Source organism: Nonomuraea thailandensis (genome assembly GCF_024172165.1).
GTDB lineage: Bacteria > Actinomycetota > Actinomycetes > Streptosporangiales > Streptosporangiaceae > Nonomuraea > Nonomuraea thailandensis.
On sequence record NZ_JAMZEB010000002.1, the window covers coordinates 2,486,750 to 2,508,015 of the forward strand.

At 73.1% G+C, this 21,266-nt stretch carries 24 protein-coding genes; 8 read left to right on the top strand and 16 right to left on the bottom strand.

The features are described from left to right. Positions 1-23 precede the first annotated feature (23 nt). Complete coding sequence (aztD, locus tag HD597_RS15355) at positions 24-1,190, top strand: zinc metallochaperone AztD (RefSeq protein ID WP_253742866.1); 1,167 nt, start codon at positions 24-26, stop codon at positions 1,188-1,190. Between the two features lie 6 nt (positions 1,191-1,196). Here the strand turns inward: aztD and HD597_RS15360 are convergent, their stop codons facing one another. Further along, a complete protein-coding gene (locus tag HD597_RS15360) occupies positions 1,197-2,444 on the bottom strand; it encodes an FAD-dependent oxidoreductase (RefSeq protein ID WP_253742867.1) in 1,248 nt (415 codons plus the stop codon). Between the two features lie 101 nt (positions 2,445-2,545). Between HD597_RS15360 and HD597_RS15365 the strand changes: the two genes are divergently transcribed. Continuing rightward, positions 2,546-3,187 (top strand): TetR/AcrR family transcriptional regulator, encoded by a 642-nt coding sequence (locus tag HD597_RS15365; RefSeq protein ID WP_253742868.1) that lies wholly within the window; start codon positions 2,546-2,548, stop codon positions 3,185-3,187. Positions 3,188-3,246: 59 nt separating this feature from the next. Here HD597_RS15365 and HD597_RS15370 read toward each other — a convergent pair whose 3' ends face one another. Continuing rightward, positions 3,247-4,542: an FAD-binding oxidoreductase gene (locus HD597_RS15370; protein ID WP_253742869.1), complete on the bottom strand. Its 1,296-nt coding sequence runs from the start codon at positions 4,540-4,542 to the stop codon at positions 3,247-3,249. Positions 4,543-4,812: 270 nt separating this feature from the next. Here HD597_RS15370 and HD597_RS15375 point away from each other — a divergent pair, with 270 nt between their 5' ends. Continuing rightward, on the top strand, positions 4,813-5,859 hold the full coding sequence (locus tag HD597_RS15375; RefSeq protein WP_253742870.1) for an ABC transporter substrate-binding protein: 1,047 nt from the start codon (positions 4,813-4,815) through the stop codon (positions 5,857-5,859). Here HD597_RS15375 and HD597_RS15380 read toward each other — a convergent pair. The 5 genes from HD597_RS15380 to HD597_RS15400 form a co-directional block, all read right to left on the bottom strand. Next, on the bottom strand, positions 5,849-6,334 hold the full coding sequence (locus HD597_RS15380) for a metallophosphoesterase family protein (protein ID WP_253742871.1): 486 nt from the start codon (positions 6,332-6,334) through the stop codon (positions 5,849-5,851). The two genes, HD597_RS15375 and HD597_RS15380, sit on opposite strands and share 11 nt — an antisense overlap. Before the next feature lie 72 nt (positions 6,335-6,406). Then, positions 6,407-6,838 carry a methyltransferase domain-containing protein gene (locus HD597_RS15385; protein ID WP_253742872.1) on the bottom strand — a complete coding sequence of 144 codons (432 nt, stop codon included), beginning with the start codon at positions 6,836-6,838 and terminating at the stop codon, positions 6,407-6,409. A 120-nt stretch (positions 6,839-6,958) separates the two neighbouring features. Then, entirely contained in the window at positions 6,959-7,672 is a 714-nt protein-coding gene (locus tag HD597_RS15390; protein WP_253742873.1) for an SRPBCC family protein, read from the bottom strand. Between the two features lies 1 nt (position 7,673). After that, positions 7,674-8,267: an ArsR/SmtB family transcription factor gene (locus HD597_RS15395; RefSeq protein ID WP_253742874.1), complete on the bottom strand. Its 594-nt coding sequence runs from the start codon at positions 8,265-8,267 to the stop codon at positions 7,674-7,676. 31 nt (positions 8,268-8,298) lie between these two features. Continuing rightward, positions 8,299-9,534, bottom strand: coding sequence for an RNA polymerase sigma factor (locus tag HD597_RS15400; RefSeq protein ID WP_253742875.1), 1,236 nt, complete (start codon positions 9,532-9,534; stop codon positions 8,299-8,301). Between the two features lie 151 nt (positions 9,535-9,685). On the opposite strand from HD597_RS15400, the gene HD597_RS15405 reads away from it, so the two are divergent. Then, positions 9,686-10,504, top strand: coding sequence for a nucleotidyltransferase domain-containing protein (locus tag HD597_RS15405; protein WP_253742876.1), 819 nt, complete (start codon positions 9,686-9,688; stop codon positions 10,502-10,504). 21 nt (positions 10,505-10,525) lie between these two features. Here the strand turns inward: HD597_RS15405 and HD597_RS15410 are convergent, their stop codons facing one another. Continuing rightward, positions 10,526-11,419: a hypothetical protein gene (locus HD597_RS15410; protein ID WP_253742877.1), complete on the bottom strand. Its 894-nt coding sequence runs from the start codon at positions 11,417-11,419 to the stop codon at positions 10,526-10,528. Further along, positions 11,416-12,228 (bottom strand): hypothetical protein, encoded by an 813-nt coding sequence (locus HD597_RS15415; protein ID WP_253742878.1) that lies wholly within the window; start codon positions 12,226-12,228, stop codon positions 11,416-11,418. Before HD597_RS15415 ends, HD597_RS15410 begins: the two co-directional genes overlap by 4 nt. A gap of 148 nt (positions 12,229-12,376) precedes the next feature. On the opposite strand from HD597_RS15415, the gene HD597_RS15420 reads away from it, so the two are divergent. Next, the gene (locus tag HD597_RS15420) at positions 12,377-13,282 is read left to right on the top strand and encodes an ABC transporter ATP-binding protein (protein WP_253742879.1); all 906 of its coding nucleotides are present in this window, start codon (positions 12,377-12,379) and stop codon (positions 13,280-13,282) included. A gap of 60 nt (positions 13,283-13,342) precedes the next feature. Here HD597_RS15420 and HD597_RS15425 read toward each other — a convergent pair whose 3' ends face one another. The 4 genes from HD597_RS15425 to HD597_RS15440 are packed head-to-tail and all read right to left on the bottom strand — an operon-like array spanning position 13,343 to position 17,305. Beyond that, on the bottom strand, positions 13,343-14,263 hold the full coding sequence (locus tag HD597_RS15425) for a nitroreductase family protein (protein WP_253742880.1): 921 nt from the start codon (positions 14,261-14,263) through the stop codon (positions 13,343-13,345). Next, a complete protein-coding gene (locus tag HD597_RS15430; RefSeq protein ID WP_253742881.1) occupies positions 14,260-15,327 on the bottom strand; it encodes a hypothetical protein in 1,068 nt (355 codons plus the stop codon). Before HD597_RS15430 ends, HD597_RS15425 begins: the two co-directional genes overlap by 4 nt. After that, positions 15,324-15,770, bottom strand: coding sequence for a DUF4188 domain-containing protein (locus HD597_RS15435; RefSeq protein WP_253742882.1), 447 nt, complete (start codon positions 15,768-15,770; stop codon positions 15,324-15,326). The genes HD597_RS15430 and HD597_RS15435 overlap by 4 nt, the downstream gene beginning before the upstream one ends. Beyond that, entirely contained in the window at positions 15,767-17,305 is a 1,539-nt protein-coding gene (locus tag HD597_RS15440) for a phenylacetate--CoA ligase family protein (RefSeq protein WP_253742883.1), read from the bottom strand. Before HD597_RS15440 ends, HD597_RS15435 begins: the two co-directional genes overlap by 4 nt. A 133-nt stretch (positions 17,306-17,438) precedes the next feature. Here HD597_RS15440 and HD597_RS15445 point away from each other — a divergent pair, with 133 nt between their 5' ends. Genes HD597_RS15445 through HD597_RS15455 form a run of 3 tightly spaced genes read left to right on the top strand, consistent with a single transcriptional unit; the run spans position 17,439 to position 19,387 of the window. Then, on the top strand, positions 17,439-18,554 hold the full coding sequence (locus tag HD597_RS15445) for a winged helix DNA-binding domain-containing protein (protein WP_253742884.1): 1,116 nt from the start codon (positions 17,439-17,441) through the stop codon (positions 18,552-18,554). Positions 18,555-18,598: 44 nt separating this feature from the next. After that, entirely contained in the window at positions 18,599-19,000 is a 402-nt protein-coding gene (locus HD597_RS15450; protein ID WP_253742885.1) for a helix-turn-helix domain-containing protein, read from the top strand. A 45-nt stretch (positions 19,001-19,045) separates the two neighbouring features. Next, on the top strand, positions 19,046-19,387 hold the full coding sequence (locus HD597_RS15455) for a DUF4180 domain-containing protein (protein WP_253742886.1): 342 nt from the start codon (positions 19,046-19,048) through the stop codon (positions 19,385-19,387). A gap of 46 nt (positions 19,388-19,433) precedes the next feature. Here the strand turns inward: HD597_RS15455 and HD597_RS15460 are convergent, their stop codons facing one another. The 3 genes from HD597_RS15460 to HD597_RS15470 all read right to left on the bottom strand — a co-directional run bounded on the left by HD597_RS15460 (position 19,434) and on the right by HD597_RS15470 (position 21,081). Beyond that, positions 19,434-20,189: a TetR/AcrR family transcriptional regulator gene (locus HD597_RS15460; protein ID WP_253759365.1), complete on the bottom strand. Its 756-nt coding sequence runs from the start codon at positions 20,187-20,189 to the stop codon at positions 19,434-19,436. A gap of 201 nt (positions 20,190-20,390) precedes the next feature. Then, complete coding sequence (locus HD597_RS15465; RefSeq protein ID WP_253742887.1) at positions 20,391-20,678, bottom strand: hypothetical protein; 288 nt, start codon at positions 20,676-20,678, stop codon at positions 20,391-20,393. 232 nt (positions 20,679-20,910) lie between these two features. After that, positions 20,911-21,081: a hypothetical protein gene (locus HD597_RS15470; protein WP_253742888.1), complete on the bottom strand. Its 171-nt coding sequence runs from the start codon at positions 21,079-21,081 to the stop codon at positions 20,911-20,913. Positions 21,082-21,266: the final 185 nt, after the last annotated feature.

Consider the following 21,266-nt stretch of genomic DNA (forward strand, 5'->3'; position numbering starts at 1 on the left):
TCCAACAGAAAGGCGCACCACCCATGACCCGGATCGCCGCTCCGGCGACGCTGCTCGCCGGAGCCCTCCTGCTCACCGCCTGCGGCGCCGCGCAGGAGACCGCAACAGAGGCGGCCGCCCCCGCCGCCGTCCCTCAGCAGGCGGTGACGGACCCCCTCGTGCTGACCTACGACGGCGGCCTGTACGTGCTCGACGGGCAGAGCCTGAAGCTGGTCAAGGACATCCCCCTCGCCGGCTACAACCGGGTCAACCCCGCCGGGGACGCCCGTCACGTGCTCGTCTCCACCTCGACCGGCTTCCGCGTGCTCGACGCCGCCTCGGCGACGCTGAAGGACGACGAGTTCAAGGGCGCCAAGCCGGGGCACGTGGTGCGGCACGCCGGCACCACCGTCCTGTTCGCCGACGGCACCGGCGAGGTCACCCTCTTCGACCCGGCCGAGCTGGCCGCGGGGCTGCCGAAGGGCGAGGTGTACCAGGCCGCGACGGCCCACCACGGCGTCGCCATCGAGCTGGAGAACGGCGAGCTCGTCGTCACCCTCGGCACCGAGGAGAAGCGCACCGGCATCGCCGTCCTGGACAAGGGCCGCAAGGAGATCACCCGCAGCGAGGACTGCCCCGGCGTGCACGGCGAGGCCACCGCCCGGGACGAGGCCGTCGTGCTCGGCTGCGAGGACGGCGTCCTGCTGTACAAGGACGGGAAGATCAGCAAGATCGACAGCCCCGACGAGTACGGCAGGATCGGCAACCAGTCGGGCTCGGACCTGTCCCCGGTCGTCCTCGGCGACTACAAGAAGGACCCGGACGCCGAGCTGGAACGCCCGACCCAGGTCTCCCTCATCGACACCACGACCGGCACGCTGAAGCTGGTGGACCTCGGCACGAGCTACACCTTCCGGTCACTGGCGCGCGGGCCGGGCGGCGAAGCCCTCGTCCTCGGCACCGACGGCGCCGTCCACGTCATCGACCCGGCGGCGGGGAAGGTCGTCAGGACCGTCAAGGTGCTGGACGAGTGGAAGGAGCCCCTGGAGTGGCAGCGTCCCCGGCCGAACATCTTCGTCCGTGACCAGGTCGTCTACGTGAGCGACCCGGCGGGCAAGCGGCTTCACGCGGTGGACTTCCCCTCCGGCGAGGTCACCGGGAGCGTGTCCCTCCCGCAGCCGCCGAACGAGCTGAGCGGCGTCGTGAGCTGACGCCGGTCATCCATGGCTCAGCGGCGCCAGGGGGCCGGTCAGGCGCTCGGGCCGGATGCCCAGCCCCACGACCCGCCCGAGCAGGTGGGGCAGGCCGCGCCAGTGCCGCAGCGTCCGCAGCGGTTGCGGCAGGCGCAGCGGGGCGCCCCCGGCCTCCCCGGTGATCGAGGCGGCCACGAAGCGGTCCTGAGCCGTGCGCTGGAGGGCCTGGGTGATCACGGTGGGCCACTGGCGCCGCCGCTGCACCCGGGCCAGCTCCCGCTCGCTCACCCGGCCGCGCCGCAGCGCCGGCACCAGGACGCGGGCCGCCGCGACCGCGTCCTGGACGGCCAGGTTGACGCCCACGCCGGCGATCGGGGACATGGCGTGCGCGGCGTCGCCGATGAGCAGCACGCCCGGCGCCCACCAGCGGGCGAGCCGGTCGATGCGGATCTGCAGGACGGCGATGTCCGCGGCGCCGATGGCGGCCATCCGCCCGGCGGTGTACGGGGCCAGCCGGCTGATCGTGCGGCGGGTCCAAGCGCCGTCACCGGCCCGTGCCGCGTCGGCCATGCCCTTGGCGATCAGCAGGGCCCCCTGCCAGTAGTCGCCCCGGTTGATCATGATGAGGCCGCCGGTGGCGGAGAAGCGCAGGAACGTGCCGTCAGGGTCGCCGGGCAGGCGGGGGATGCGTACGTACAGGCAGTCATGGGGCGCGGCCGAGGCGCGCGGGCGCAGACCGAGCAGGTCGCGCACGGTCGAGTGCCGCCCGTCGGCGGCCACCACCAGCGGTGCGCTCAGCTCGTGCGTCCTGCCGGTGTCCTGGTCGGTGTAGCGCACCCCGCACACGCGCTCGCCGTCGCGCAGCAGGCCGTCGACCTCGGCGTTCTGTGCGAGGTGGAAGTGCGGCGACTCGCCGCCCGCCGCGGCGAGCAGGTCGAGGAAGTCCCACTGCGGCACCAGCGCGATGTGCTGGTGGGCGCCCGGCAGGCGGCTGAAGTCCTCGGTGATGGCGCCGTCGTCGAACGCCATCGTCAGCCGGCGCTCCCGCTGCTGCGGCAGCGCCGCGAACCGCTCGCCGAGCCCCAGCTCGTCCAGCAGCCCCAGCGTGGAGGCGTGCACCGTGTCGCCGCGGAAGTCGCGCAGGAAGTCGGGGTACTTCTCCAGCACCGCCACCTCCACGCCCGACCGGGCCAGCAGCAGGCCGAGCACCATGCCGGCGGGCCCGCCACCGGTGACGACACACGCGACGGAGGTCCTCGCGATCGATCCCATCCGATCCTCCCGTGGGAATAAACGGGGAGAATTTCCCCGGTTGTCCCGCACAGTAACATAACCGGGGAAAGCGTCCACGGTTATGTCGGGAAGAGGGTCCTGTGAAAGAGCTGCGCGCCGACGCCCGCCGCAACCGCGAGCAGATCCTGCGCGCGGCCCATCTGGCCTTCCTGGACCAGGGGCCCGACGCGCCGCTCGACCAGATCGCCACCCGGGCGGGCGTCGGCAACGCCACGCTCTACCGCCACTTCCCGGCCCGGGCCGACCTCATCCGTGCCGTGGTGGTGGACAACATGGCCCAGGTGGGCGCGCTCGCCACCGAGGTCCTGGCCGCCGGGCAGGGGGCCGGTGCGGCGCTGGCGGCGTTCGCGGCGGGTGTCGTCGAGCGGCGGATCGTCGCGATGCTGCCCATCCTCGGCGACCACGTCGAGCCGGACTCCGAGTTCCGCGAGGCTCGCGCGCGTCTTCTGGCGGCGCTCGACGCCCTGGCCGGCGCCGCCCGCGCGGAGGGGGCGCTGCGGGCCGATGTGAGCGCCGGCGACCTCGTCATGTTCCTCACCGTGCTGACCCGGCCGCTGCCGGCGGTGCCGCCCGCGCTCGACGACGCCGTACGCGCCCGCCTGCTGGCCGCGCTCCTGGACGGCCTGCGCCCCGAGGCCGCGACCCCGCTGCCCGGAGTGCCGCTCACGGCCGACCGCATCACCGCCGACCTGACCGCGGGCGGCCACGGCCCGGACGCGTAGATCACTGTTCAGTTGTCTCCTGGCCGGTCGATCCGGCGCGGGGTGCGCGCGGGTGACGCTCACTTCGCGACGTGCCCGACGCGGAAGAACCCGTCGGGGTCGTAGGCGCGCTTGACCTCGCGCAGCCGCCCGTAGTCCCCCTCCGTGTACGCCGCCGCGGTCCGCGACGGGTCCGCCAGGAAGTTCAGGAACGTCCCGCCGTTGGCGTACGGCCGCAACTCCTCGGCCAGCCCCGGCACCACGGTGTCCACGATCACCGACAGCCTGGTGGCGCGGTGGCTCACCGGCCCGGCGTCCGGCCCCGGCCGGCCCATCGCGCCGCCCCAGTGCCTGATCTCGATCGTCTGAGCCTGCTCCGAGGCGCGCACCAGCGCGTCGACGACCTCGCCGGGCACGGTGTCGAACATGTCCATGTGCCGGTTGGGCGTCCCGCCCATGGCCGCGGCGCCGTACGTGGTGGTCCGCGCTTCGTCCAGCAGCGCCGGCCCGGCCGCCGCGAACAGCGGCGCGAGCAGCTTCCCCGCCTCCTCGGCCGTCCCGGCGTGCAGGACCTTGAGCAGCACCACGTGCCTGCCGCGCACCGCCGCCGGCACCTGCTCGTCGTCGGGCATGCGCTTGAGCACGACCGCCGTGCTGATCTCGTCGGGGGCGTCGTCGATCCAGGTCCGGTACGCCTCCAGCGTCCGCGCCGCCGCCTCGATGGGGAAGTACACGAACCCCGCGTACACCTCCGGGACCGGGTAGAGGCGGAACTCCAGCGACGTCACCACGCCGAACCCGCCACCGCCGCCCCGCAGGGCCCAGAACAGCTCGGGGTGGCTGTCGGGGCTCGCGGTCACGTGCCGCCCGTCCGCCAGCAGCACCTCGGCCCGCAGCACGCTGTCGGCCGCGAACCCGTGCTTGCGGGCCAGCCACCCGAGCCCGCCGCCGAGCGTGTAACCGGTGACGCCGACCGACGGCGCCGAGCCCGACAGCGGCGCCAGGCCGAACGGCGCGGCGGCGGCGATCACTTCGCTCCAGCGCGCCCCCGGCCCCACCCGGGCGATCCGGCGGGCCGGGTCCACCAGCACCGACGCCATCGAGGAGGTCCTGACCAGGATGCCGCCGTCGCAGGGGGCGTGCGTGCCGTGCCCGGTGGCCTGGACCGCGAACGGGACCCCGTGGGCGCGGGCCGCCAGCAGCGCGACCCGGAGGTCGGCGACGCTCTGCGCCTCGGCGATCAGCGCCGGGCGGGAGTCCACGGCCGGGTTCAGCGAGCGGCGGGCCTCGTCGTAGCCGGCCTCGCCCGGCAGGTGCACGGTCCCGGTGAAGCCGGGGAGGAGGATCTCGTCCTGGATGCTGTACGGCTGGCTCATCTGTCTGGCCCTTCTCTGCTCTGCTCCGTGATCTGAGATCAGAGTGCTGGAGGGCGCTTACGGTCGCGTTCCCGTCGCCTTACCGCCGCCCTTAAGGTCTCCAGGATCTTGCCGCCGGGCCGCCCGCGCATCGGCCGGCCGTCGCCGCCCCGGCTACGCCGCCGGTCGTACGGGGCGGGCTCCGTACTCCCCCAAGAGGACTTTTAGGTTAGGTAAGGCTAATCTAATATGCCGTCCATAAGGGCAAAGTCCGTCCCATGAGGAGAATCCATGGCCAACGTCCCGCGACGTACCTTCGTCGCCCTCGGTGCCGCCGCTCTGCTCGGCGTCAGCGCCTGTGGCGGGACCGCCTCGCCCCCCGCCTCCTCGCCCGCCGCGCAGGCCCCGTCCTCCCAGGCCGCCTCGCAGGGCCCGTGGACCTGGACCGACGACCGCGGCAAGAACGTCTCCCTGCCGCAGCGCCCCCAGCGCGTCGTGGCCCAGTCGGCGGCGGCCGCCGCGCTGTGGGACTTCGGCGTGCGGCCGGTCGGGGTCTTCGGCCCGCACAAGCTCAAGGACGGCGGGCGCGACCCGGAGGTGGGCGAGGTCGACATCACCAAGGTCGAGTCGATCGGGAACGTGTGGGGCGAGTTCAACGTCGAGAAGTACGCCTCGCTCCAGCCTGACCTGCTGGTGGCGGGCATGTACGTCAAGGACGCGCTCTGGTACGTCCCGGAGCAGTCCATCGCGGCCGTCGACCAGATCGCCCCCACCGTCGGCGTGCAGCTCAGCGGCACGCCCCTGGTGCAGATCATCGAGAAGTACGGCCGGCTCGCCGCCGCGCTCGGCGCCGACCTGAACGCCGCGCCGGTGGCCGAGGCCAAGAAGCGCTTCGAGGACGCCGGCGCCGCGCTGAAGACGCTCGCCGCGGACAGGCCCGGCCTCAGCGTCATGATCGTCACGGGCACGCCGGAGTCGCTGTACGTGGCGTACCTGCCGGACCACCCCGACCTCAAGTACTGGGGCGACGACCTGGGCCTCAAGATCGTCTACCCGGAGCGGCCGACGGAGAGCGAGGGCGGCTTCTGGGAGGTGCTGAGCTGGGAGAACGCCGACAAGTACCAGGCCGACGTGATCCTGGTGGACGCGCGCTCCCAGTCCATGAAGATCGAGGAGATGGCCAAGAAGCCCACCTGGGCCAAGCTGCCCGCCGTCAAGGCCGGCCAGCTCTACCCGTGGCACGCCGCCGAGCGCTACAGCTACCTCGGCTACGCCAAGGTCATGGAGGAGCTGAAGACCAACCTGGACAAGGCGCGCGACGACGTCGTCAAGGAGTGACGGGCACGATCTCGGCCCTGGTCAGGACGCCGTGCTCGATCGTGAGCAGGCCCACCGTGCCGTGCGGCTGGCGGCGGCGGTCGGTGGGGGAGCCCGGGTTGAAGATCCGCAGGCCGTCGCCCGACTCGTTGAGCGGGATGTGCGAGTGACCGAAGACCACCAGGTCCGCGTGCGGGAAGCGGCGCCGCATGCGGGCCAGCCGGCCCTTGGCCGGGCCGCTGTCGTGGATCATGCCGATCCGCAGCCCGTCCAGGGTCAGCTCCAGCGTCTCCGGGGCCACCACGTCGGGGCCGTCGTTGTTGCCCTTCACGACGTGGACGGGCGCGTACGCGGCCAGCTCCGCCAGCACCGAGGGCACGCAGACGTCTCCGGCGTGCAGGATGACGTCCGCGCCGCGCAGGTGCCCGGCCACCCGGGGCGGGCACCCGCGCCAGCGCCTGGGCGCGTGCGTGTCGGAGATCGCGACGACGTTCACCCGTCACTCATGCCCTGACGCCACGCTCCCTCACCTCGGGGTCCGCGCTCTTCCACCTCCGGTCGGCGCCCCTCACCTCGGGATCGGCAGCTCCCGCAGGGGGTCGCCGCCGTCGATGAACAGCCTGGCCCCTGCCCTGGTCGCCAGGGCGACACGATCGAGCAGGCGCCGCCCGGCCTCGGGACGCCGCCCGTCGAGCGCGCCGACGCGGACGGCGAACACCAGGTCGTACGGCTCCTCACCGGGCAGCAGGACGAAGTCCTCGCCCGCGACCTGGCGGACGCTCATGCGGCCGGCCGCGATCTCACCGGCGGCCGCCGCCCGCGCCTGCGCGATCGCGGTGGCGGACCTGTCGATGGCCAGGACGTGCCCGGCCCCGAGGCGGGCCGCCACGGCCCGGGCCGCCGCCCCCGGGCCGCAACCGATCTCCAGGACGCGGAAGTGCGGCTCCAGGGGGAGTGCGCTCACGATCGCGGCGAGGCGGGGCGACAGGCGTGTCGGCATGCCCAGCAGAATAGACCGGGACCGGGGTCCGCTGACATCGGCCCGGACGTCGGCCCGGACGTCGGCCGGCTACGGCGGGGCCGGCGCGCGGGAAGATCGGGATGCCCTTGCGGGAGGCGGTCACCCGGCGTGCAGTTCCTCCAGCCAGGCCCGCCACCGCGGCCCCTGATCCGCCCCGTCCTCGAACAGCAGATGCGAGGCGATCATGGATCCGCCGAACCCCTGCATGAACCGGTACATGCCGTCGCCCGCCCGGATGCCCAGCGTCTGGGAGTCGCGGTGGTACACGACCCCCTTCACCCCGCAGACCGCGGCCCGGTCGCCCACCGCGGGCACCCCGCCGAGAGCGGCGTACAACCTCTCCCACGCGACGGCCCAGTCCGTGACCGGCGGCCCGAACTCCGTGAGCGGCGTCGCCACCCGCCCCGCGAAGTGGCCCAGATACTCCACCAGCGTCGCGAAGTACATCTCCAGGCCCCGGGACATGGCCTCGAACTCGTCCTGCCAGTCGTCACCCGGCAGGAATCCGCTGGTCACCATGCGGACGAGCGTGCTGCCCCGATCCCGCCCCTCGATCATGAACTCGTAGGCCACGAACCTCCCGTCATCGGCCTTGCCGCTGGAGTGGGCGAAGCGCCGGAGCGGCTCGGCGGCCGTGACGGCGGACGGCGGCAGCTCGACCTGGCCGAACGCGGTGCGGACGATCCCCTCGGCCACCTGCGTGCGCCCCATGAACCACGAGTCGATGCCCGGCCCCGTCGAGATGGCCTCCCAGACCTCCTCCGGGGTGGCCTCGACCGTGGCCTCCTGCGGCATGTCGAAGTCGCGGCCCACCTCAGCGCTCCCTCTTCGCGGTCACGGAGGGGTGGACCGCCACGACCAGCCGGTGCTCGCGCCCGCCCTCAGCGGACTCGTCGTGATATTTGCTGATCAGGGAGGTCACGCACTGGGTCAGCTCCTCGGCGAACGCCGCCCGGTCCGCCGCCGACGCGAAGCGCACCTCGCCGTCGACGGCGAACGTCGCCACCCGCTTCTGCGCCTTGGCGGCGCCGGTGACCAGGGCGCCGACATCGCGTACGAGCTGCGCCGCCAGCGCCAGCAGCCAGCGGGCCGACAGCCGGTCGGGCGACCTGGCGGGGTCGGGCTGCACCGAGGCCAGCGCGGTGGGGGAGATCACGAACGAGGCCGCCGTGGCCTGCATCACGCGCTCGGTGACGTTGCCCTTCCTGCGCTCCTCGACCAGCTCCACCAGGCCGTGCCGCTCCAGCGTGCGCAGATGGTAGTTGACCTTCTGCCTGGCCAGGCCCACCTTGGCCGCCAGCGAGGTCGCCGAGCCCGGCTCCACCAGCTCGGCCAGCAGTCTCGACCGCATGGGGTCGAGCGACGCCTCGGCGGCCGCGGCGTCCTCGATCACCGCCACATCGTGCATGGTCAAACGATCGCACCGACAAAAAAGATTGTCAAGACAGGCGGGTCGCCCGGTCCTCCAGGTAGCGCCGCTCGGGCAGGCTCGTGGTCAGCCTCGCCGCCTCCCGGTACGCGGCCACGGCCTCCTCCGCGTCGCCGTCCATCTCCAGCAGATGCGCGCGTACGGCCGCCAGCCGGTGGTGCCCGGCCATCCGGTCGTCGGCGGCCAGCTCGTCGAGCAGGCCGAGGCCAGCGCGCGGCCCCTGCACCATGGCCACGGCCACCGCCTGGTTGAGCCTGACCACCGGATTGTCCTCGATCCCTGACAGCACCCCGTACAGCGCCAGGATCTGCGGCCAGTCCGTCTCCCCGGCGGTGGCCGCCTCGTCGTGCACGGCCGCGATGGCCGCCTGGAGCTGGTACGGCCCGAGCGCCGTCGAGGACAGAGCCTTGGTGACCAGCTCCACGCCCTCATCGATCAGCCGCCGGTCCCACAGGCTCCTGTCCTGCTCGGCCAGCGGGATCAGCCGCCCGTCGCCGTCCGTACGGGCCGGGCGGCGCGCCTCGGTGAGCAGCATGAGCGCCAGCAGCCCCATGATCTCCCCGTCGTCGGGCAGCAGCCGCAGCACCGCCCGGGTCAGCCGGACCGCCTCACCCGTCAGCTCGGCCCTGTGCAGCTCGGGCCCCGAGGTGGCGGTGTAGCCCTCGTTGAAGATCAGGTACAGCACGTGCAGCACCACCCGCAGCCGGTCGCCGCGCTCGGCCTCCGGCGGCATCCTGAACTCCGCCCCGGTGGCCTTGATCCGCTGCTTGGCCCGGCTGATGCGCTGCCCCATCGTCGCCTCCGGCACCAGGAACGCGCTGGCGATCTGCGCCGTCGTCAGCCCGCCCACGGCCCGCAGCGTCAGTGCGAGCTGCGAGGCCTCCGACAGCGACGGATGGCAGCACAGGAACAGCAGCGTCAGCGTGTCGTCCCGGTCACCGGCCCGCTCGTCGCCCGGCGCCGGGGCCGTGAGCTCGTCGGCCGCCACGCTGACCGCCACGCTCTCCTCGCGGCGCCGGCGGGCGTGCTCGCTGCGCACCTGGTCGATGACCCGGCGCGCGGCCACGGTCACCAGCCAGCCGCGCGGGTTGTCCGGCACGCCGTCCCTCGGCCACTGCACGGAGGCGTCGAGCAGCGCCTCCTGCACCGCGTCCTCGCACGTGTCGAACTGCTCGTAGCGCCGCACGAGCGTGCCGAGCACCTGTGGCGCCAGCTCCCGCAGCAGCCCCTCGACGGCGACCGGCATCAGCCCCCCTCGTCAATGTGGATCACCAGCATGTACGTCACCTCCCACATCCTAGGGGGGCCCACCGACCGGACATCAGGGAAATACCAGCTCAGCGGCCGGACGGCCGATCGCCTCCGGCCTCCACGCCGGGGCCCTCTAGGCTCGTACCGTGCGAACCCCTGACCTGCCCGCCATCGCCGGCCGGCTGGCCGCGGTGCCCGGCGTGATCGCCGTCGTGCTCGGAGGCAGCCGCGCCCGCGGCACCCACCGCCCCGACAGCGACATCGACCTCGGCCTCTACTACCGTGGCCGGCTCGACGTGGCCGGGCTGCGCGCGCTCGCGCGGGAGGTGACGGGCCAGGACACGGACGTGACCGAGCCCGGCGGCTGGGGCCCGTGGGTGGACGGCGGCGGCTGGCTCACCGTGGACGGATGGCGGGTGGACTGGATCTACCGCGACCTCGACCGCGTGCACCGGATCTGGCGCGACTGCCTGGACGGCCACTACGAGATCGGCGTCCAGGCCGGTCACCCGCTGGGCTTCTACTCCCACGCCTACGCCGGTGAGGTGGCGCTCTGCCAGGTGCTCGCCGACCCGGCCGGTGAGCTGGCCACGCTGCGGGAGGAGACCGCGCACTACCCGCCGGCCCTGCGCAAGGCCCTGATCGCGGGGCTGTGGGAGTGCGACTTCGCGCTGATGACGGCCCGGTACGGCGCAGCCGGACGGGATCCGGCGTACGCGGCGGGGGCGCTGTTCCGCGCGATCGGCGTGGCCTGCCAGGCGCTGCACGCCGCCGACGGGGCCTGGCTGATCAACGAGAAGGGCATGGTCGCCGCCGCCGACCGGCTGCCGTCGGCGCCGGAGGGGTTCGGGGAGCGGGCGCAGGCGCTGCTCGCGGGCGTCGGGAGCACGCCGGAGGAGATCACCCGCACCATCGACGCGGCGGCCGGGCTGGTCGCCGACGTCCGAGAGGCCTGCGGCGCCTGAAGCGGGCGGCGGCGGCGGCGGTCAGGCCGGGCACTCCGGCGGCAGCTTGAGCATGGGGAACTCCAGCCGCAGTGAAGCGTCCGCGGGAAGGACGATCGCGCGGGCCCACGGGTCGCTCGCCCAGCAGGCGGGCAGCAGGAAGTAGCGCTGGTTGGAGTGGAGCAGCAAGTGCAGGCCGCGGTACCGATAGCGGTACATCGCGCCGGGGTCCGGCAGCGCGGTCTCCTCGATCCCCAGGCTTTCCAGATGCAGCCGCCGCGCCGAGTAGACCACCGTGCTGGGCAGCGCTCCCGGATCGGAGCGGTACGCGATGGCCGCCTTCATGCCGTCCTGCTGCGCGAGCTCGCTGACCGTCCACAGCAGCAGTACCAGGAGGAGCACCACGCACAGGGTGCGCTGGAGCAGCTGGTCGGCGGTGGAGACGACGTGCCGCGCACTGACTCTCTGATACAGGGAGAGGCCGTAGACGAGCACGAAGACGCCGAGCCCCAGGCTGATGGGCACGGCGTGGGACGGCAGGCGCAACCGTCCGTTCATGGCCGCCAGGCCCATGCCGACGCCCGCGAACCCGAGCACCGCCAGGACCGCGATCACCCGCTTCACGGCGGTGCAGTGCCTGTCCGCGCACCGGACCACCCACCCGTGCGCGAGCGGCGCGACCAGGGCCAGCACCAGGAGCACGATCAGCGGTTCCACCGCCAGGGTGACGCTGCGCAGCACGTAGTCCTGGAAGGACAGGCCCAGGATGCTGTGGTCCAGGCCGAGTTGCCCGTACATGGTGTTGGCGCGTACGGCCCCGAAGTACATCAGGATCGCCGCGATGAAGGTGGTCGGTGTCACGACGTGCGCCAGGACGGCCCACGCGCGGGTGAGGTCCTGGCCGGTGCCGCCGCCTTCGTCCGGGGGCGCGCTCACGACTCGGCGGGGGCCGGGCCGTCGTCCTCCTGCGGGGTGGAGCCGTCCTCCCCGGACGTCTCGGCCGGGTCGCCGGTGTCCGTCGGGCCGGGCTCGGGCTCCGTGGGCTCCACGGGCTCCTCCGAGGAGTGCTCGTCGTTCGTGGGGGACTCTTCGCCGGAGGGTGATCCTCCGTCCGGCGAGGACTCCGTCGTGGTGGGCGGCGACGTGACGGTCGCGCACTCCGGCAGAGTGGCGGGATCGGACGCCAGCGAGCACGCGTCGCCCAGGAACTCCTTGGGGATGCCGCCGAGCTCCCCGAGATCGGCCCAGGCCTCCTTGGCGCTCCCGGCGTCGCCCAGGGCGAGGGCGGCGGTCAGTTTCGATTCGTTGAGCATCCGCAACATCGCCGGGCGCATCGGCGCGGGAATGTCTTCGGCCTGCTGCTCCGCCTCGCGGACGGTGCCGCTCGCCTGCCGCCACTGTCGCTGGTTGGCCTCCGCCGCGGCTTTGCACACCTTCGCGACCGCCTTCTCGCCGTCCGTGCCGCCACCGGAGGCCACCTGGCCCATCTTTTGCGCCGTACCCGCGAAGTCGCCCTCCTTCAGCATTCTCTTGCAGTCCAGCCCCACCTGAGCCGTGGCTTCGGGCAGGTCCCCGCTGCCTTCGGTCGGCAGCTCGTCGTCCGCGGTGATGGTCGGCCCTGGCTGCGTCTGCCCGGGAGCGGCGGGTCCCGCCTGCCCCGCCCCGCCCTGGCCGTCCGCGCAGCCGCCCGTGAGTAGTGCGGCGGCGGCGAACACCGTCGCCACGGCCGGCCAGGTCATCTTCACCGTTCTCCCCCGAGAGCTCGCCGGTATCAGGGCAGGTCGTACCGCGCCGGAGCGGGACCCACGCCCGCGCGACGCGCCGATCACCAATTCCTGGCGAAATCCTTGGCATGAAACATCAGATGTCTGAGGACCTGATAAATTACCCGGCATGATCGTAGTCTCGCGCCCAGCCGACCACGGCCCCGTGTTGCGGGCCGACTCCGTGGCGCTCGTCCGCGACGGCCGCCACCTGCTGCGCGACATCTCGCTCACCGTCGACCCCGGCGAGCACTGGGCGCTGCTCGGGGCGAACGGCGCCGGCAAGAGCACGCTGCTCGGCCTGCTGGGCGCCGTGACCCATCCCAGCCGCGGCGTGGTCGAGGTGCTCGGGCGCACCATGGGCCGGGTGGACGTGCGCGAGCTGCGCTCGTACCTGGGGCACGTCAACCCGCGCCACACCCCTGACGGGCCGCTGCGGGTGCGGGACGTGGTGCTGACCGGGCTGACCAACACCGCCGCGCCCGTGCCCCGCTGGGCGCCCACGGAGCAGGAGAGCGAGCGGGCCGACCGGCTGATCGCGATGCTCGGCATGAGCCGCCGGGCGCAGGCCACGTGGGCCACCCTGTCCCAGGGGGAGCGGGGGCGCGCGCTCATCGCCCGCGCGCTCATGCCGCAGCCCCGGCTGCTGCTGCTCGACGAGCCGGCGACCGGGCTCGACCTGGCCGCCCGCGAGCAGTTGCTGGCCAGCATCGACGCGCTGCGCGCCCGGCACTCCTCGCTGGCCACCGTGCTGGTCACGCACCACCTGGAGGAGCTGCCCGCCACCACCACGCACGCCATGCTGCTGCGCGACGGCCGCTGCCTGGCGGCCGGCCCGGTCGCGGACGTGCTGACCAGCGAGCTGGTCAGCGCCTGCTTCGAGCATCCGGTACGCCTGGTCCGCAGCGACGACGGCCGCTGGGCCGCCCGCGCCGAGCCCGTTCCCGCCGCCATGCCCGATGAGCCCGCCCCCGCCGCCATGCCCGATGAGCCCGCCCCCGTCGCCATGCCCGGCGAGCCGGCGCCCGTCCCCTGAGCGTCTGCGGGTGAGCCGCGTCAGGGGCGGGCGTCCCCGAAGCGAGCCCTCAGGGCCCGGTCAGGCGCCGCGGAGCCGGGCGGACGGCGTGGCGGGCGCCCGGGGCCGCCCCACCCGCGCCACGTGCAGCAGCGTGCGGGGATCGGCCACGCCGAGGCGCCGCGCCAGCTCCCGCCGGGTCGCCTCGCAGTCGATGATCTGGCTCAGCGGATGCGTGGTGTACCCGAGCCCCGACAGCGTCAGCCAGTGCCGCATCAGCAGCCGCCCCGCCTCCACCTCCTCGTCCACCGGCCCCACCAGGACGAGCACGTCCCCGTCGTAGTCGAGCAGCCCCCGCGACGCCCCGGCCAGCACCCGGGGCAGCCCCAGCCGCCGCAGTGCCGGGTAGAGGGCGAGCGAGGCCCGCAGCCCGAGCGCCTCCACCTTGGTCAGCGCCAGCGCCCGGTCGCTGAGGCCGTCGAGGAAGTAGCGGCGGTGCCGCCGGGTCAGCCGCAGCCACGCCCGCAGCTCCCGCGTCACCTCCCTGTCCCCGAACTGGTGCAGGTCCGCGGCGTGCAGCAGGTCCGCCAGGTCGCGGCAGGGCAGCCGGCGCGTCCCCTCCAGCGCGCCGGCCACCTCGTCCGGCAGCCGCTCCGCGTGGTACTCGCCGCGGTTGGCGCCCCGGGCCCGCACGTCCGCCGTGGTGAAGGACGTCCTGTACGGCTTCTCTGCCCCGTACAGGAAGCCCGCGCGCAGCGGCCCGGGGTCGGGCCGGTAGGCGACGGACAGGCCCGCGTCCGCGCACACGATCAGGCAGCACTCGACGAACGCCCCCAGGCTGAGCCGCAGGTCGCGCCCCGTGGGGTCGCTGATGGGCAGCGCCCTGGCCGGATCCCAGCCGACGGCCGCCTGACCGCCGGCGTAGGTGAGCGTCCACGGCTGCGTGTTGTGCGCGCTGGGCGCGCGCCAGAAGTCGGGCTCCAGCGCCCGGAGCTGTCTCACTCGAGATCCTTGTCATAGAAGGTGTAGCCGTGCAGGGGCCGCCCGCCCATCGCGACGTACTGGGCGGCCGAGCCGGGGTTGCCGCGCTCGACGTACGTGCTGCGCAGCGTGTGGTAGCCACCCCGCCGCAGCCCGTCGTGCAGCTCCCGTGACAGCAGCCGCATGTAGCCGTGGCCCTGCTCGTCCGGCACCGTGCCCTTGACGATGAGCACGGCCTCGCGGCGGTAGCGGGAGCGGGTGGCGAGCAGCCGGAGCTGGTGGAAGAGGTGCAGGTTTCCGCGAATCCTCGCGACGAAAGCGGAGATGTCGGGCAGGCACAGCACGAAGGCGATCGGCCGCCCCGCCTTCGTCAAATAGAGCAGCAGCGCCTCGTCCAGCAGGTACGCCAGCCCGTCCGTCTGCTCGGCGAGCTGCTCGGCGGAGATCTCGGTGTAGTACCCGAGCTGCGCGAAGCTGGCGTTGAGCATCTCGCGCAGGATCGGGAGCTGCTCGCGCACCCGCCGCCGGTCCCCGCGGTGCACCCGCAGCTCCTCGGCGCGGATCCGCGCGTCGTCGAAGGCGAACACCGGCTCCCGCGGCACCGGGCAGATCCAGGTGTCGGACTCGAACCGGCGGCCGAACCCGTACGCCTCGTAGGCGGCCGGGTAGTACGGCCGGTTCCAGGCGCTGTCGATGAACCCGCGCTCCCCGAACCCCGAGGTGATCACCCCTCCGGCCTGGTTGGGCAGCAGCGACACCGGCCCGAACACCGCCTTCCTCCCGGCCGCCACCCCGGCCGCGCAGATCGCGTCGAACAGTTCCTCGGCCGCGTCCTGCTCGAACTCCGTCAGCCCGAAGAGCTGGGTGTCCCGCCCCAGCCTGGCGTCCAGGGCGGCGTCGGTGTGCAGCGTCGTGCGCGCGACCACGCGCCCGCCCCGCCGCAGCAGGAGCAGCCGCACGCCGCGCCGGCGCCATCCGCGCACCGTGGCGCGCAGGGGCGGGACGAACCGTTCCTCGCCCGCGTACAGCCGGTCGGTGAAGGTGAGGAAGTCACGCAGGTCGCGGCGGGACTCGACGGGGATCACGCGCGCCTCACCGGCGGGCCGCCGCCGTTCTCGGCGGACAGCGGCGTGAACGTCTCGATGTGCGCCATCTCCCCGCCCTCGGCCCGCCAGATCCCGTTGCTGTACCCCTCGGGCTCGGCGTTGTAGAGCCGGATGTAGCCGCCGGTGGCGTTCTTCGTGCCGTCCGTCACCCACTGCATGAGCTTGCGGTGGTGGCGGCTGCGCGCGAAGCGCAGCAGCGCGTCGCGGTCCTCGAAGAAGGCCAGGGTGCCCAGCGTGTACGGGAACTCCCAGTAGACCTTGTGCCAGCGGTAGCCGCGCATCCGCTTCATGTCCCGCACCATCCGGAACCACGTCAGCGTGAGCGTCAGGATCGACAGCGGCCCCCGATAGCGGGTCGCCCCGACGAACATCGCCGTCGCCTGCCCCTGCGGCGGCGTCCTGCTGAAATCGGTGGTCCTCATGCGTCCTTCACCAGATAGACGTTCTTCATCTTCGTCAGCCGCGCGAACGGCCCCTCACCCAGCCCGAACACCTTGATCCGCAGATCGGCGGCCGTCGGGTCCTCCTTCAGCGACTCGGCGAAGTCGCGCGAGACCGCGCTCAGGTGCGCCACGACCCCCTTGCGGCAGATCTCCGCCAGCGCCCCCTGGTCCACCTCACCGCGCACCTCCAGGTTGATCACCGGCCGGTACTCCAGGCCGGGCAGCTCCTCCAGCGACAGGCAGAACCGGTTGATCGCGGCGGCGTACGGGTTGCCCTGGTAGAGGCCGTACTCGACGTCCTGCGGGTAGAGGTTGGCCCCCATGTACGAGATCGTCGAGTCCTTGCGGCCGAACAGGAACAGCAGCGGCAGGTTCATCCGCTCGTCGGTCCACATGGCCGCGTAGTCGTCGTCGCCCAGCGCCCGCCGCACCTCGGCGAGCGTGTGCAGCCGGGCCTCGTCGCCCACGTTGTAGCGCAGCTTGGGCTGCAGGCAGCTCTTGGTGTTGATCGTGCACAGCAGCTCGCCGCCGGCGTTGACCTCCAGGAACGTCTCCAGCGGGTTGTAGTGGAAGATCATCGGCAGCCGCTGCTCGCCGGGGCCGAGCAGGGCGTCACGCAGCCGCTGGTCGGTGGCCAGGCGCTTGCGCAGCCGTACGCTGAAGCCGCTCTCCGCGCCCATCCCGATCGTCAGGTCGCTGGCGCCGTAGCCGGAGCGCACCTCCTCGAAGCGCTCCTCCAGGTAGTCGCGCAGCGCCTCCGTCATGCCCTCGCCGCCGACCATGCCGCGGATGCGGTAGTCCTCCCACGGGAAGCCCGCCTCGTCGAGGCGGTCGCGCAGGTGCTTCAGGAACGGCGGGTACGCCGCCACCACGTAGTCGTAGCCGGGGCCGAAGTGCTCCAGCGTGTCGGCGATCTTCTCCAGGTCGGGGCCGGTGTTCTTGACCATCGCGATGCGGGCCATGGCCGCCCCGGTGGTGGTGCCGGTGGCCCAGGCGCCCATCGAGTACGCGTTGATCACGAACAGCCGCCTGCCGGGGAAGACCAGCTCGATGTACCCGGCGGCGTTGCGGTAGATGCCCTGCAGCTCGCGCGGCCCGCGCACCCAGTTGTACGGCTTGCCGCTGGATCCGGACGACTCGTCCACGATCACGCCGGGCCGGTGCAGCCTGCCCTCCTGGCAGCGGCTGGCCTCGTCGTACGTGCCGGCGTAGTTCTGCTTGGTCGTCTCGGGGAAGTCGGCCAGCAGGCGGGCGCGCTCGGCCTCGTGCGCGCGCAGGAAGTGGCGGTAGGCGGGCACGTCCACGGCCGCGAACTGGCAGGCCACCCTGGCGTGCCGGGCCGCCACCCAGTCGAGCGCGGGGTGGTAGCCGCGGGCGACCATGCGCCAGATCGCGGGGTTCAGGGTGCCCAGCCGGTACGCGCCCGTCAGGGTCCAGGAGTAGGCCTGGAGGCGGGCCCTGCGCCAGCGCTGACGGGGGGTGAGCGGCCCGAGGTCGGGACTGAGGCGGATCATGACCCGTGAGACTAGTGGGATCGACTGGAAGGTCACTTGTCGTCCACTTTCATCGCTTTCGCCCTTCGCGGAAGGAAGCTTTCCGCATGGGGTCGTAGCGTGGGGCCGTCGGACGGAAGAGAGGCACATTCCCGTGATCGAACTGTCGTGGCCGCAGGTCAGCGCGAGGCGGCTGGAGCGCGCCGGGCTCGTCACCGCGGCCGGCGGCCCCGAGGAGACGGTGGCCGCCATGTGCGGCGCGCACGCCCAGGTCATGTCGGCCGCCGAGCTGTCCGTCGGGCTGCGGCTCGACGGCGTCACCCGCGTCCACGTGCGCGAGGCGCTGTGGAAGGAGCGCGGCCTGGTCAAGACGCACGGCCCGCGCGGCACCGTGCACCTGCTGCCCGCCCGCGACCTGCCCAGGTGGGTCGGCGCCCTGTCCACGCTGCCCGTCGCGCCCGCACCGGCGAACATCCGGATGACGGACGAGCAGCGCGACCATGTGGTGACGGCCATCCGTGAGGCGCTCCAGGGCGCCGAGCTGACGATGGACGAGCTGAGCGAGGCGGTCGTCGCGGCCACCGGGCCGTGGGCGGGCGACCTGGTCATGCCCGCGTTCCAGACCTACTGGCCGCGGTGGCGGCAGGTCATGCACCTGGCGGCGCACCGGGGCGCGTTCGTCTTCGGGGCGGGCCGCGGGCGCAAGGTCACCTACACCGCCGCGCCGGACGCCCCGCCGGCGACGGACGGGCCCGCCTGGCTGGCCAGGAGCTACCTGCGGGCGTACGGGCCCGCCACTCCCGCCGAGTTCGCCCAGTGGGCGGGCGGGTCCGCCGGGTGGGCGAAGGCGGCGTTCGAAGGGGTCGAGCTGGAGGAGGTACGGCTGGAGGGGAGGCCGGCCTGGGTGCTAGCGGGCGACACCGCGGTGCCCGGCGAGCCGCCCCGGGGCGTGCGGCTGCTGCCGTACTTCGACGCTTACGTGGTGGCGGGCCGGCCCCGCGAGCTCCTGTACGCGGGCGACGCGGCGCGGCGGGCGCTGAACGGCGGGCAGGCGGGCAACTTCCCCGTGCTGCTCGTGGACGGGAACGTGGCCGGCGTCTGGCACCAGCGGCGCTCGGGCAGCCGGATCGACGTCACGGTCGAGCCGCTGCGCGACCTCACCCCGGCCCAGCTGGGCGAGCTCCAGGAGCAGGTGCTGCGGGTCGGCGAGGTGCTGGAGGGCCGCCCGCGGCTCACGATCGGCCCGGTCACCGTCGGGGCGCACGCCTGATCCTTCCCTTTTACTCCCTCGTCTACGGCATAATAGGGAGTGTTATGGAGCAATACACCGTGGAGCAGGTCGCGGACCTCCTGGGCCTGCACGTCAAGACCGTGCGTAACTACGTGCGGGACGGGCGGCTGCCCGCCGTGCGCATCGGCAGGCAGTACCGCATCGCCAAGGAGGACCTCGCGGCGTTCACCGGCCTGCCGGTCAGCGCGCCCGCCAGGCCCCGTCACGCCGAGGTGTCCGGCATCGTGCAGATCGACGGCATCGCCAGGCGCGACATGGACCGCCTCAGCACCATGGTCATGGGCTCCCTGACAGGCCGGCCGAACGGCCTGCGCGTGCAGTTCGTCTATGACGAGGAGCGCGAGCACCTCAAGATCGTCGTCCTGGGCGGGCTGGAGGAGAGCGCGCAGGTGCTGCGCATCATCGACGCGCTCGTGCGCGACTGAACGGCCGGGCCCGCCGACACGTCATCGACTTCCTGGAGAGCAGCCATGCCCGACGGCTACCACTACGCCGACGGCGAGCCCATGAACGGGACCGCCGACGTGCTCGACCTCATCGGAGAGACCTGGGGGCGCGACGTCACCTGGGTGGCCGTGCCCATCGAGCGGCTGCCTGCCGACTTCTTCACGCTGAGCAGCGGCGTGGCCGGCGAGGTCACGCAGAAGTTCGCCAACTACCGGCTCGGGCTGGCCATCGTGGGCGACGCCGCCCCGCACGCCGCCGCCAGCAACGCGGTACGCGCCTGGATCGCCGAGGCCAACCGGGGGGAGCAGCTCTGGTTCGTCCGCGACGAGGCCGAGCTCGCGGCCCGCCTGTCGGGCCGGGGCTAGCCGGACGTCCGTCCCCGCGTGGCCGGGGCCGGCCGGATGCCTGTGCTCAACCCTTGGCCACCGCGCTCTCGATGCCGTCGAGCAGCACGTCCAGGCCGATCGCGAACGTGTCGGCCGTGCCGGGCCCGCCGTCCTCCGACTCCACCCACGCCACCATCGGGTACTGGTCGGTGAAGCCCGGCGCCACCTCCTCCAGCAGGTGCGAGCGCGTGCGCCACCACTCCTCGTCCGACACCCCGGTCGCCGAGGGAGCCAGCCGCGACTCCGTGACGGTCCTGGCCGCACCCCGGACGAAGTCGAACAGCAGCGCCACCATCCCGCGCGTCCGCCGCGGCCCCAGCCCCGTGCCGCGCAGGATCGACACCACGCTCTCCAGCGTCGCGAACTCGTTGGGCCCCAGCACCGGCCGGGCCTGCGACACCTGCAACACCCAGGGGTGGCGCAGGTAGAAGGCCAGCGTGTGCTCGGCCCACGAGGCCACGGCCGGGCGCCAGCCCGCGCTCACGTCGTACTCGGCGGGCAGCTCGGCCAGCACGCGGTCGTACATGAGGTCGACCAGCTCGCCCTTGTTCGGCACGTACGTGTAGAGCGCCATGCCCGTGCGCCCCAGCCGCTCGCCGACCTTGCGCATCGACAGGGCGGCCATGCCCTCGCTGTCGGCCACCTCGATGGCGGCCTCGACGATCACGTCCACGCTCAGCCCCGGTTTGGGGCCCGGCCGCACCTCGCCCGGCTCCTCGCCGCTGCGCCACAGCAGCGCCATCGACCGTCGCGCATCACCCTGACCTGCGAAGACGACCAACACGGAACTCCCGGGGCGGACAATTCCTTACGCCATAAGGATATCAGCCGTGCCGATCATGCGACGGGCGGAGCCGTACAGGTGGGTCGAGGGTACTCGATCGAGCTCTGGGCGGGCCGTCATGGGGCCCGAACGGCGGCTGTCCCGGCCCCCGCGCTGGGCGGGTACCGGGACAGCCGTACGCCGAAAGCTCAGCTCTCGTCAGTCGTCGTAGCCGTAGTCGTCGTCGCCCTCGTCGTCCGACCAGTCCTTGGAGTCGGACTTCTTGCAGACGTCCGAGTCGCGGGTGCCGGCGAAGACGCCGTGCTTGGTGATGTGGTGGTAGGTCGTGTCGTCGTTCAGGCCCAGGCCGCAGTGCTTCGGACGCTTGGCCCACTCCTCGGCCCAGGCGTAGTCCTTCTCGTCGCCTGCGGACGCCGAGCCTGCCGTGCCGAACAGCATGGCCGCGGCGAGCAGCGCCCCGCCGGTGGCGATAAGGCTCTTCTTCATGATCTCCCCCTGTAATCACGGAGTGCCATCGGCCATCACTATACGTAGCGATCTTGAGGCTTCCAGTAGCGCCACACCGGCTTTTCCCGCAATGATCCGCCGATGACGAGCCGGGCCGCCGCCGCACCCGGCCGGAGAACGTGATCAACGTCGGCGCCGGGCAGCCCCGCCCCGACGTCGCGGAACCCGCCGCGCAGGCCGCCCCGCCCCGCCCCGGCACCGCCCGCGCCACCTACCCGGACGTCGTGCGCGGGAGCTCCGGGCCGGCCCGGCCGGCGACGCCGAGGACCGGCACGGTGACGGCGGCGTAGCGGGCAAGATCCGCCGCGTTCGTCACCACCGTGTCGTACACCAGGATCGGCGCGATCGCCCCCAGCGCCGCGCGGAACGGCGGCCCGCGCATCGCGGAGATCATCTGCTGCGGCAGCCCGCCCGGCTTCTGACGTCCCGGTCGTGCTCGCCGGCGGTACGGAGGAAGATGGCCGCATGAGTGCCACGAAGGCTCGGCGGTGGAGCCTGACGCTGGCCGGCGTCGCCGTCACTGTGGGCGGCGGGGTGGCCACCAACCAGGTCGACGGCCCCGGATGG